A 12,750-nucleotide genomic window follows, 5' to 3' on the forward strand; every position below is an offset into this window, starting at 1 on the left:
GCTAAAGAAAAAACCTCTTCATTTAAATACAAAGAGGTTAGATTATATGTCTAAAGATTTTTTTATTTTTTTAAAATAATACCCTAACAAAAGGCATCCAAGCATCTGCATAAATACTTTTGTATTTGTCATAAAGTACATCGTATCTAATACCAAAAGTAATGTTGTTTGTACGGTAACCAGCACCTACAAAAAGAGCAGGATACCAATAATTATTATCTAGATTATCAGAAGAGTTACCTTCAAACTTTCTATTAACATTTAAAGCTTCAAATTCAGTAGAAAGTTGTATTTCATTTATAGGATTATAAATTCCAATAACGCTACCTCCAAAAATTGTAGATTTATAAACATTTTTTTGTCTATTATACGTCCCATTTAAGCCAACACCTAATCCGTATTTACTATTAAATTGGTAGATTGCATTAGGTGCTAAAGTGGCACTAAAAAAACCATCGCCAGTACTTAAGCCAAAACCGCCACCAAATCTTACGTTTTCCCAGAAATCACTTTTGTTTTTTGTTAAATTTCCTTGACAAAATGATAAACTCGTAAAAAACACACTAAATATTAGCAATAATTTAAAATCAAGTTGTTTTAAGTGGATATTTTTCATAATTATCAATTTAGTTAAATGTAAACGTTATAAATATAATAAAACCATCGCTATATTTGGTAAAAGTTGTATTTTTGATAAAATTTTGTTGAAGCGAACACGACTTACACATAATAATGGATAAATATTCCTTTTTAAACGCAGCACATACAGCATACTTTGCTGAATTATACGATCAATATTTAAAAAACCCTGACTCTGTAGAGCCAAGTTGGAGAGCATTTTTTCAAGGTTATGACTTTGGAAGTGAAAACTATGGAATGAAAGGAGAAATTGTAGAAGGTGTCTCGGCACAAATACCAGAGCATCTTCAAAAAGAATTTCAGGTAGTAAATTTAATAGATGGTTACCGTACTAGAGGTCATCTTTTTACTAAAACCAATCCAGTTAGAGAGCGTAGAAAATACGCGCCAACATTAGAACTAGCAAATTTTGGTTTGTCTGAAGCAGACCTAGATACCCAGTTTAATGCAGGTGAAATTTTAGGTATAGGTACACAATCTTTAAGAGAAATTTTAAAACACTTAGATAGTATTTATTGTGATTCTATTGGTATTGAATATATGTATATACGTCAGCCAGAAGAAATTAAATGGATACAAAATAAGTTAAACATAAACGATAATCAACCAAGTTTTACTGCCAATCAAAAAAAGCATATTCTAAAAAAGTTAAACGAAGCTGTATCTTTCGAAACCTTTTTGCACACTAAATACGTTGGGCAAAAACGTTTCTCTTTAGAAGGAGGAGAATCGTTAATCCCTGCATTAGATGCAGTAATAGAAAAAGCAGCAGAGCTAGGCGTAGAAGAGTTTGTAATGGGTATGGCACACAGAGGTCGTTTAAGTACCCTAACAAATATCTTTGGTAAATCTGCAAAAGATATTTTTAGCGAGTTCGATGGTAAAGATTATGAAGAAGAAGTTTTTGACGGAGATGTTAAATATCATTTGGGTTGGACAAGTCAACGTAGTACAGATACAGGAAAAAAAATAAATTTAAGTATAGCACCTAACCCTTCGCATCTAGAAACAGTAGGAGCAGTGGTAGAAGGTATATCTAGAGCAAAACAAGATCAAAAACATAAAGATAACTTTAGTAAAGTATTACCAATTGTAGTACATGGTGATGCAGCAATTGCAGGTCAAGGTTTAGTTTACGAGATTGTTCAAATGGCTCAATTAGAGGGTTACAAAACAAACGGAACTATACATGTTGTTGTAAATAACCAAGTAGGATTTACAACAAATTATCTAGACGCAAGATCTAGCACCTATTGTACAGATGTAGGTAAGGTAACCTTGTCGCCAGTATTACACGTTAATGCAGACGATGCAGAAGCTGTAGTACACGCTATGCTATTTGCTTTAGATTTTAGAATGAAATTTAATAGAGATGTATTTATAGATCTATTAGGTTATAGAAAATATGGGCATAACGAAGGAGACGAACCTAGATTTACCCAACCAAAACTATATAAAGCAATTGCAAAGCATGCAAATCCTAGAGATATCTATGCAGAGAAGCTAATTAAAAGCGGAGTTATAGATAAAGATTACGTAAAGCAATTAGAGACAGATTATAAAAACAAACTAGAAGAAAAATTAGAAGATTCTAGAAAAGAAGATAAGACAAACATTACTCCATTTATGGAAGACACGTGGAAAGATTTTGTGCGTGTTGACGAAAAAGTAATGATGCAAACTGTAGATACAACAACAAGTAAAGAGAAACTTGCAGATATTACCAAAGTAATATCAAACTTGCCAGAAGATAAAAAGTTTATCAGAAAAATAGAAAGATTAATCCAATCTAGACAAACCATGTTTGACGAGAACAAGTTAGATTGGGCTATGGCAGAGCATTTAGCTTATGGTACTTTACTAACCGAAGGTTACGATGTACGCATAACAGGACAAGATGTAGAGCGTGGTACTTTCTCTCACAGACATGCAGTTGTAAAAGTAGAAGATAGCGAAGAAGAAATAGTATTACTAAATAATTTAGATAATAATCAAGGTCATTTTTATATTTATAACTCATTATTATCAGAATATGGCGTTGTAGGTTTCGACTATGGTTATGCTATGGCTAGCCCAAAAACATTAACCATATGGGAAGCTCAGTTTGGAGACTTTAGTAACGGAGCGCAAATCATGTTAGACCAATATATATCTTCAGGAGAAGATAAATGGAAAACACAAAACGGACTAGTAATGCTTTTACCTCATGGTTATGAAGGTCAAGGAGCAGAGCACTCCTCAGCTCGTATGGAACGATATTTACAATTATGTGCAAAAGACAATATGTTTGTTGCCGATTGTACTACACCTGCAAATATGTTCCATTTGTTAAGACGTCAAATGTTATCTAATTACCGTAAACCATTAATAGTGTTTACACCAAAAAGTTTGTTACGTCATCCTAAATGTGTCAGTACAGTAGAAGAGTTTGCTAACGGAAGTTTCCAGATGGTAATCGAAGATACTTCAGTAAAAACCGAAGATGTAAAAACATTAGTATTTGTAACAGGAAAGTTCTATTACGATTTAGATGAAGAAAGAGAAAATCTAAACCGAAATGATGTAGCTATAGTAAGGATAGAACAGTTGTTCCCGTTACCTGTAGAAAAAATAAGAGAAATTTTAGATAAATATAAGCATGTAGAAGATGTGGTTTGGGCACAAGAAGAACCAAGAAACATGGGCGCATACATGCATATGATGATGCACTTAGAAGAAGCTAAAAACTTTAGAGCAGCATCAAGAAGACCTTACGGTGCACCAGCAGCAGGAAGTTCTGTAAGATCTAAAAAACGTCATAAAGAAGTCATAGATTTCGTTTTTGACAAAACAAAAAATAACCAGCGATAAGCTTTTAAATCAATAAAGATGAAAAAAGGAATAGTATTAATTGTAGCTATGTTAAGTTTTGCAATAGGATTTTCTCAAGATACAGAAAAGACCAATTATAAAACGACTGTAGATGTCTTTACAAAACATTACAATAATGATAATTACAGAGCTATTTATAACATGTTAGACGATAATTTTAAAAAAACGTTTACTTTAGAAAAAGTAAATACTTTTTTTAAAAATGAAATTAATGCTGAAGCTTTAGGTAAAATAAAAAGTAGAGAGTTAAAAGATATAGTACGAACAGGACATACTTATATAGTAACATTTGAAAACGGAACTGGCGAAGCATTTTTTCTTCTAGATGAAGAAAACAAAATCAAAGGATTCCAGCTAAGTAAAAAATAATAAAACAAAACACAAGCATAAAATTATATCACAATGATTTTAGAAATGAAAGTGCCTTCTCCAGGCGAATCAATCACAGAAGTTGAAATAGCAGAATGGTTAGTTCAAGATGGTGATTATGTAGAAAAAGACCAAGCAATTGCAGAGGTAGATAGCGATAAAGCTACCTTAGAACTACCAGCAGAAGCAAGTGGTATTATTACCTTAAAAGCTGAAGAAGGAGACGCTGTAGAGGTAGGACAAGTTGTTTGTTTAATCGATACTAGTGCAGAAGCGCCAGAAAGTACAACCTTTAAAGGAGGTGACGAAGGTGGAAATAGTAATGCAGAAAAAGATGTAGCACAAGATCAAAAATCTACACCTAATACAGAAGAAAAAGCACCAAACCCAGCAAAAGAAACTTATGCATCTGGTACAGCAAGTCCTGCTGCAAAGAAAATTTTAGCAGAAAAAGGTATCGAAGCAAGTGCTGTGCAAGGTACAGGTAAAGATGGTCGTGTTACAAAAGATGATGCAGTAAAAGCAGTTCCATCTATGGGTACTCCAACAGGAGGAAATAGAGGGCAATCTCGTAGCAAAATGTCTATGTTACGTCGTAAAGTAGCAGAACGTTTGGTAGAAGCTAAAAACACGACAGCGATGTTAACTACTTTTAATGAAGTTAACATGACACCAATTTTTGAATTACGTAAACAATACAAAGAAGAATTTAAATCTAAACACGGCGTTAGTTTAGGGTTTATGTCTTTCTTTACATTAGCAGTTGTAAGAGCATTAAAAATGTATCCAGCTGTTAACTCTATGATAGATGGTAAAGAAATGATTTCTTACGACTTTGTAGATGTTAGTATAGCAGTATCTGGTCCTAAAGGATTAATGGTGCCTGTAATTAGAAATGCAGAAAATCTATCTTTTAGAGGTGTAGAGTCTGAAGTTAAAAGACTTGCTTTAAGAGCAAGAGATGGACAAATTACTGTAGACGAAATGACTGGTGGTACATTTACAATTTCTAACGGAGGTGTATTTGGAAGTATGTTATCTACACCAATCATTAACCCGCCTCAAAGTGGTATTTTAGGTATGCACAACATTATAGAGCGTCCAATTGCTGTAGATGGAAAAGTAGAAATTCATCCAATGATGTATGTTGCCTTATCTTACGATCACAGAATAATTGATGGTAAAGAAAGTGTTGGTTTCTTAGTAGCTGTAAAAGAAGCATTAGAAAACCCTTCTGAGTTATTAATGGATAATGATATTAAAAAAGCTTTAGAACTTTAATAAAGTAATTAATATAAATAAAAAAAGAGCTACTATTTAGTAGCTCTTTTTTTATTATCTAAAGGTAATATAAATTAAAAGCAACTACTGCAACTGCCAATAGTATAATGCAAAAGATAAATATATTGCCATATTTTGACCTGCTTGAGCTCATTTTTTTTGATTTAAAGTAAAACCCTACACCAGGATTGATGTAGAGTTTAATAAATAATTCTCCCTAAGAACTAATTAATAGCATGGTAAAGATAAGTGGTAAGTTTTATATATAAAATACGTAGTTCTACGTATTTTAACGAAACTTTTACGAAACCTTTAATTTGTCTATATAAATAGAAAAGTCCCAAACAAAGAGGCTTGAATAGGGCTTTTAATCAATTCTACCAAAATTGATTTTAATAGCGAGGCTAAATTATGTGATATAAAATTCTTACAAAACACGTAGGTCTACATGTATTTACGAAAACATTACGAAAACCTTTTTAAATAAAAAAGGCCCAAACCTTGGTTAAGTGGTTTAGAGCCTTTTTCAGTTTTCCCAAAATTGATTAATAGCAATGCTAAAGTAATACATATATATGTACTGTGAAATACGTAGGTCTACGTATATTTACGAAAACTTAACGAAAAACACTATAAACAAAAAACCCAAAGTAAATTTTTTACTTTGGGTTAATATAGTTTCTCTTAATAAAGAAATATGATTAATAGCGTAGCTAAAGTAAATCATATTTAAGACTTATAAAATACGTAGTACTACGTATTTTTTATAAATTCTCGATTTAATTGTGCCCAGATAGCTAATGCATTTTGAGAAGCTTTTAAATCTAGTTTTTTTACGATATTACTTCTGTGTTTTTCTACTGTTCTTATTGAAGAGTTAAGTGTTTCAGAGATTTCTAAGCTTGACATTTCATTAGAAACTAATTTTAAAATTTTTAATTCTGTCGGTGTTAAAAGTTTATTTAGATTTTTGCTAGAATAATTAATTTTAGAATTTAAATAAGAAGCAATTTCTTGGCTAAAATAAGGTTCACCTTTTAAAGCGCTGTTTATGCATTGTTCAATTTCTTCTATAGCAAATTCTTTTAGTATATAACCGTAGACATTATATTCTTTAGCTTGATCAAAAAGGTGTTCTTCATTATCAAAAGTTATAAGTATTACCTTTGTAGGTAAATTGTTTTTATAACATGCTTTTGCAACTTCTAGTCCAGTCATACCTGGCATTCTTATATCTAAAAGCGCTAAATCTGGCTTAAGTTTTATAATATGGTTGTAGGCTGTTTTTCCGTCTTCTGCACTACCTATTATATTAAATCCTTTTGAAGAAATATAATCGGATAAACCTCTTAACATTAAAGGATGGTCATCTGCTATGACAATAGAAACACTCATTTATTGTAGATTTAGTTAATTTAAAGTTATAAAAAATGTTTACTTAAACTTCTTCAGGTAAAGATATTTTTTGTTATAGTCTATAATAGCTTTTATTTTTTTTAAAATATCTGCACCGATAATTCCATCAACAGGTTTAGAGTTATGATTTGTTAAAGCTATATTTACATGACTTAAATCAAATAGAACAAGAGATACTTTGTCTATCTTAAGTCGTCCAATTTTTATTTTATTTTTTTTTGATATTTGAGTAGCCATATCTATTGCTCCCGCACCTGCAGCTAATATTTTGGAATCTTTAACTTTTTTTAAGTCAAATTTTTCTGCAGCTTCAAATCCTACACAGCTATTAGAAGCACCAGTATCAAGAATAAACAATCCTTTAACTCCGTTTATGGTAGCTTTAATTTCAAAGTGATTAGTTTTAGTAAGTTTTAACTTTACACGAACATAATCTTGTCCTAATAAAAAATCTTTAAGCTTGTCTTCCATGTTTTTGTTTTCTAATAACAGACCATAAAAGTAATGTAATAGCTAAACCAATAAAAGTAAAAAGTAAGTAAATTAATATAGATGATTTTCCTTTAATCGTTGTTGTCCCATAATAGACAAAAGCACTCCAATAATAAGGCGATTTTTTGGCGTTAGTTATTGACTTATCATCTAAATATTGCTGTTTAGATTTTTGATTTGCTATAGCTACAGATTCAAATTTGTTATAGTTTTTGTAAAAGTTATGCATAATTTGAGACGTAGATTTGTCATTTACTTTCCAAAGAGAAAACACTAATTGATCAATGCCTGCATATTGAAACCCTCTAGCTAAACTCATACTTCCTTCGCCTTTGCTTAACTTTCCAATGCCAGTTTCACATGCACTTAAAACCACTAAATTATTGTCTAACTGTTTAGTGTATAATTCATTTAAGTACAAATTGTCGTCTGCAAACTCAATATTTGCTGGTACAGTAAAACTTCCTGCATCTGCATGTGTAGAAAAATGTAAAATCCCATAATTATCCGCTTGTATAAAAGCGTCTTTTTTAGTCGCATTAGTATACATTAAAAACTTGGCATTTGTAAATTGATCTATACTTTTGGCTTCGTCTTCAGAAAAAGTTAAAGCCTTTTTAGTGTTTTTAAACACAGGAAATATTCCTAATACATGATCATCAAATTCTGGTTTCTTTCCTTTTAAGAATATTTCTGCGCTTGTGTTATAAACAATGCATTGTTTTTTTATTAAAAAAGGCATTTTACTATAATTGGTTGTCTTTGTTTCTTTTGAAATCAAACTTTCAAAAGGAATAAAATTTAAAAAACCATCTGGTATCACTATAAGGTTATTAGAAGCTTTTACACGATTTAATTTTAATTGTTGATACATGTTAAATGCATCTGTTGTAAACTTAGATACATCATTGTTTATAGCGTTTGGCGAATTAAAATAACCTATATAATTAGAAATTGAAGCATCAAAAGATTTGTCTCTTTTTAATTTAAAAAACTGCAAAGATTTATCTGAAATGATGAAGGTGTAAATATCATTTTCACCATAAAAGTATTCGACTAAAGACGCTTTTTCTTTTTTTAGTTTTTGTTTTAAATCATCAATAAAGTTTTCATTTTTATCGTTGGGGTAACTTAAATCAATTTTGTTTTTTAGAACTTTTAAGTCGTTGCTTATTTTGGATAATTTATAGCCTAAATCGTTAACTGTTTCAGAATTTTTTTCAAATTCAGCTTTTATAAGTTGATTGGTTAAATCTGCTTGTTTCGTTAATAAAACTTGTTCTCTTAATAATAAAGTGTCATTTGGGTGAAGTTGTAAAAGACTTTTTTTAGCAATAGTTTCTTTTAAAATTGATCCTTTATTTTTTTCGGCATAAGCCAAAGCTTTTACAATAATATTTGGCGTTTTTAAGGTTTTAAAATCTTGATAAAGTATGGCTATACAAGCCTCACTTCGTTTTCTGTTTTTATCTGCATGACGCAATTTTGCTTCTTGAGAAGTAATATTTTCTGTTAATAAATTGGAGACATAAAAACTACGGTCGTAACAATCTAAAGCATTTATACTGCTAATTTGAATATTGCCAAGTAAATCAAAAATATCAATAAACGTATTTTCTGCATATAAATCTTCGTATTTGGGTAAGATATTTGCGTCATGATTTGGTAATAATACGTTTAAAGCATTTTTAAGCTCTAAAACACAAGCATTTTTATGGTCTAATTTTAAATGAAGTTGCGCATTAAGCACGTGTAATTTGGCAATAGCTCTAGCTGAGAATTCAGGCTTACTATATTCCTCTGTAATTATTTCGCGTAAGTGCAATAATGCCTGTTTGTAGTCTTTGTTTTTTAGGGCTAGATTATATTTAACTTCTGGGTTTTTGGTTTTTATGGTAGTGACTTCAGATTTGTTTAAAGCAATCTGACTGTTGTTTTTTATGGCTAAAAATTTTTCTTTTTTGGAAGAAGTTAAGCCAGTAATTTGAAGTCCATTTTCTGAAACTTTTATGGCTTCATCAAATTTTCCTGCTGTAAAATATAATTGCGCTAAATTGATGGCGCCAGCAATGCGTTGTGAGTTGTTTTTGTTTTTTTCAGCGATAAAAATGTATTGTTTTATGGTGTTTTCTGCATTGGTGTAATCGCCAACTTTATTATATAAAATACCTAATGGTTTTAGACAATAGTCTATTATATCATAGTCTGTAATAGTGCTTAATTGGTGTTTGTTGTAAATATTCCAAGCAGTTTGATAAGCCAAAATAGCTTGTGGTTGTTTGTTTATATTGTCTAAATAATGTCCTTTATTAATCAATAAAAAGAAATACGCTAACTGCTGGTCAATAGTTTTGATTTTTGGTCTAAAATCTGTTTCTTTTTTTAGTAAAGTTGAAAAACTTTCAGCAGTTCTATTAGCATTAAAATTTTCTGTAGCCACATAAATAGCTTCTTCTAAATCTTGGGAAAAAGTAGTAGAAAAGGAAAATAAAAGAAGAAATATGAGGCTGTATTTCATTTATAAATTAATTGGTTTTTTATTAAAATTTCCAAATCGCATAAAACTGCATATAGTTATAATTGTCTTTAAAATTGAAAACATATCTAGCACCAATACTAGGTCCAATTCTAGCAAAACCAGCTGTAGCTTCAACTAAAAAACCACTTCTAAAATTGGTGAAAGATGTTTTGTTTTCAGTAGATATAGTTTCGCTACTAATTAATGCGCCAGGAACTGTATTTATGTTTTCGTAATCTTCTATGGTTGTTGTTGTACTTTCTTTTTGACTTACCGAAATCATTCCTTGTAAACCTGCACCTAAACCAATGTAATTATTGACGTTATACCTTAATAAAACAGGAAGTTCCCAATCTATATTGTTATAGCTTGTAGATGTTGTTGTGCGTCTAAAAAATGATTCTCCTGCAGTACCATTACCTGTAAATTGTTCTGAAATTTGAGTGCTGCCATCAAACTCATGCAAACTATTTAATAACTCTACTTGCCAATAAAAGCGATACGATTTGTAAGGTGAAAGTGTTGCACCAACAAAATAACTTTTTGAATTGTCTAAATCAAAAAAGTAATTATAACCCGCTTTTGCACCAATAGAAATACCAGGCATAAACCGAGTGGTAGAGTAATTGGTAATTATAGGTTCGTTTTTATCAAAAATGATTGCTGTTCTTGATTTGGTTTTAATTTTATGAAAGTTTTTGCCAAACTTAATTCTGTATTTTACAAACCCTTTTGTCGAGTCGTATTCTTTGACATTTTTTTGCTCGCTACCAGGTAAATAAATATTTTTAAAGGTGAAAATGGCTTGTTTTTGCGTATACGTAGTATCTAAACAACTGTATTCTACATCATATTTTGGGCAAATTTTCACTTTAGGATACATGTCTAAAACCTCAATAGTGGATTTGTCAAAAATCTCTGGAATATCAGTTTCTAAACGAATTGTTCTTGCAGGTCCTTCGCCATTATTTTGAAATTTGATTTTAAATTTTGGCTTTTTAAAACGCACCAATCTATAATTCATTAAAAACGCACTGGTAGACATTTTGTTTGGATCATGAGAAGTGACTATTTCCATTTCCATGTCTTTGACGTTGTGATTATCGTAATTTTCATCTGGTACGTAAATGCCTCTAACACTAACAATAGCGCTAGTATCTTTAATCATTTCTGGCGTAGTTTTTATGGTGTAAAATACGTTGCGCTCTTCGTTTGGTTGCATGTTTTTAAAGGTAAACGCAGTATTGTTGTTGTATTTAGCTTTAGATTCTTCTAAGGTTAATGGTAGGTTTTGCTTTTCGGTAGAGTCTTGAAGTTTTGATTGTAGTTTAAGTATTTTGTTTTCCGCGGATGCGTAATAATTATCGGTATCTAATTTTGAGGTGAATACTAAATCTTCGGTACTAATTTCATTTTCATTATGATACATTCTGCTTTCTGCAATTTCAAAATTGTCTGCTTTAAATTGTTTTTCGTTATAAAACAGAAAAACTTTACCATTGGTGACATAATCCTTTGTGTTTTTGTATTTAACAATAACGACAAATTCTTCTTCTGGAACAGGCTCGCGATTACGTTGTAAATCAAAATTTGTGATCATACTAGCTTCCTCATTATAGCTTTCATCTACATTTGTGACCTTAATTTTTTTAGGTCTTGAGGTTGGAGTTTTACCAGTATCATAATTGTTGGTTGCCCATAAGCGGACTTCGTATTCACCTGACTTTTTATAGGTTTTTGTCGGATTGTTTTCTTTGCTGTAAGTGCCATCACCAAATTCCCAGTAATTAGTATAAAACGCTTTAGGTGCTCCAGCAATTTGGTTTAATTCTGGTGCGTTTGGTGTGAATTTTACTTGATTTCCTTCAAATTTATGCTCTATTGTGGCTATGCGTTGCGTGGTGTCTTTTGCAATATTTTCTTGAGAATAGCACAAAACAACAGCAAAGACAGTAAGGATTATAGCAATTAAATGTTTCATGACTCTGTGAATTAAGTAATTAAATGTAACAATAATTATTTTGATTTGGTAAAACACAAAAACCAGAAACGTAAATTTCTGGTTTTTGCTAAGTAGGAAAATTGATTATGGTAGCGCATTTATGATTGAAATTAAACTAGCTTCTGTGGTTACTGAAGTGTCTTCAAAAGTAAATGTGATTATATCATTTTCTGCAATAGTAACTGCTTTGATAGCATACCTCCATTGACCATTATCTTCGGTTACAAAAATAACATGACACTCTAAACCAATTGGGATTTGTCCATAATGCTCACTAAATAAATTTAGTTCGCCATCATAAGTGTCTAAGGCTGCAAGACCTGTATCTTCACCATCATAAGATAAATATACAGCGCTGTTTGTGTGGTTATAACCTACCGGAGCTTGTACTTGAATTTGAGTTTTTGGTCTAGGATCACTATAAAAACGATCTACGTTAGACCATCCAAAGTTGTTTAAAAAGGCATAATATTGTCCACCTTCTACAAAAACGCCACCTTGTCCAGTTGCATCTTCAACTTCATCCCAAGTTAAATTATCATCTTCATCAATTGTACCTTCCCAAAGTACCATTTCTGGGTCTGCTCCACCAGTTAAACTTGCTGGTATTGATAAGTTAAATGCACAGTTTGTATCTAAAATTTGACCGTTTTGAGTCGCTTCGATAAAAAATTCGCCACCAGTTAAAAGCATAGCTTTATCACCATTAGGCATTCTACCCATTGTAGGTTTGTTAGTGGTAAGCATATTTCCTTTTTCAAAAATTTCAACATACTCAATGTCTACGTTACCTGTAATTTCGTTTCCGTTAAGGGTTAAACAGTCTCCGTTTATTCCTAATTGCACACCGTTTTCTGAAGTTAATGTGATGTAACCATCATCAGAATTAAAACTGAAGTTTTGAGTAATATCTGCTAACGCTTCATCTTTAATGTTTTTAAACTCTTGTGCAGTTGCTGGATTTGGTTCAAACGGTGGTAAATCGTTGTCGTCTGTTGTTTTACAACTACTAAATAATAATGTAGTTAATAATAAAGATCCTAAAATTTGTTTTGTGTTAATTAAAGTTTTACTCACGTACTTATTATTGTTTAAGTGTTCGTGAAATTTTGTTGTAATTTTCATGATTTCTAATTTTTATGTGTTACACGTTTATATAAAC

9 protein-coding genes are annotated in these 12,750 nt (G+C 31.0%); 3 read left to right on the top strand and 6 right to left on the bottom strand.

All coding sequences use genetic code 11. From position 1 onward, the window contains the following. Positions 1-70: 70 nt before the first annotated feature. Entirely contained in the window at positions 71-616 is a 546-nt protein-coding gene (locus tag WA340_RS07080; RefSeq protein ID WP_336128137.1) for an alpha-ketoglutarate decarboxylase, read from the bottom strand. A 116-nt stretch (positions 617-732) separates the two neighbouring features. Between WA340_RS07080 and WA340_RS07085 the strand changes: the two genes are divergently transcribed. The 3 genes from WA340_RS07085 to odhB are packed head-to-tail and all read left to right on the top strand — an operon-like array spanning position 733 to position 5,160. Beyond that, positions 733-3,489 (top strand): 2-oxoglutarate dehydrogenase E1 component, encoded by a 2,757-nt coding sequence (locus WA340_RS07085; protein ID WP_336128139.1) that lies wholly within the window; start codon positions 733-735, stop codon positions 3,487-3,489. 18 nt (positions 3,490-3,507) lie between these two features. Then, the gene (locus WA340_RS07090; protein WP_027879504.1) at positions 3,508-3,879 is read left to right on the top strand and encodes a DUF3887 domain-containing protein; all 372 of its coding nucleotides are present in this window, start codon (positions 3,508-3,510) and stop codon (positions 3,877-3,879) included. Positions 3,880-3,912: 33 nt separating this feature from the next. Next, entirely contained in the window at positions 3,913-5,160 is a 1,248-nt protein-coding gene (gene odhB, locus WA340_RS07095; protein WP_336128141.1) for a 2-oxoglutarate dehydrogenase complex dihydrolipoyllysine-residue succinyltransferase, read from the top strand. Positions 5,161-5,913: 753 nt separating this feature from the next. Here odhB and WA340_RS07100 read toward each other — a convergent pair. The 5 genes from WA340_RS07100 to WA340_RS07120 all read right to left on the bottom strand — a co-directional run bounded on the left by WA340_RS07100 (position 5,914) and on the right by WA340_RS07120 (position 12,713). Further along, positions 5,914-6,555 (bottom strand): response regulator transcription factor, encoded by a 642-nt coding sequence (locus WA340_RS07100; RefSeq protein WP_336128143.1) that lies wholly within the window; start codon positions 6,553-6,555, stop codon positions 5,914-5,916. 39 nt (positions 6,556-6,594) lie between these two features. After that, positions 6,595-7,047 (bottom strand): retropepsin-like aspartic protease, encoded by a 453-nt coding sequence (locus WA340_RS07105; RefSeq protein WP_106677388.1) that lies wholly within the window; start codon positions 7,045-7,047, stop codon positions 6,595-6,597. Continuing rightward, positions 7,031-9,586 carry a CHAT domain-containing protein gene (locus WA340_RS07110; RefSeq protein WP_336128147.1) on the bottom strand — a complete coding sequence of 852 codons (2,556 nt, stop codon included), beginning with the start codon at positions 9,584-9,586 and terminating at the stop codon, positions 7,031-7,033. Before WA340_RS07110 ends, WA340_RS07105 begins: the two co-directional genes overlap by 17 nt. Positions 9,587-9,608: 22 nt before the next feature. After that, positions 9,609-11,567: a PKD domain-containing protein gene (locus WA340_RS07115; protein WP_336128148.1), complete on the bottom strand. Its 1,959-nt coding sequence runs from the start codon at positions 11,565-11,567 to the stop codon at positions 9,609-9,611. Between the two features lie 105 nt (positions 11,568-11,672). Continuing rightward, a complete protein-coding gene (locus WA340_RS07120) occupies positions 11,673-12,713 on the bottom strand; it encodes a hypothetical protein (RefSeq protein WP_336128149.1) in 1,041 nt (346 codons plus the stop codon). Between the last annotated feature and the right edge of the window lie 37 nt (positions 12,714-12,750).

It is taken from the genome of Mesoflavibacter sp. CH_XMU1422-2, from assembly GCF_037029245.1.
In the GTDB taxonomy this organism is placed as follows: Bacteria; Bacteroidota; Bacteroidia; order Flavobacteriales; family Flavobacteriaceae; genus Mesoflavibacter; species Mesoflavibacter zeaxanthinifaciens.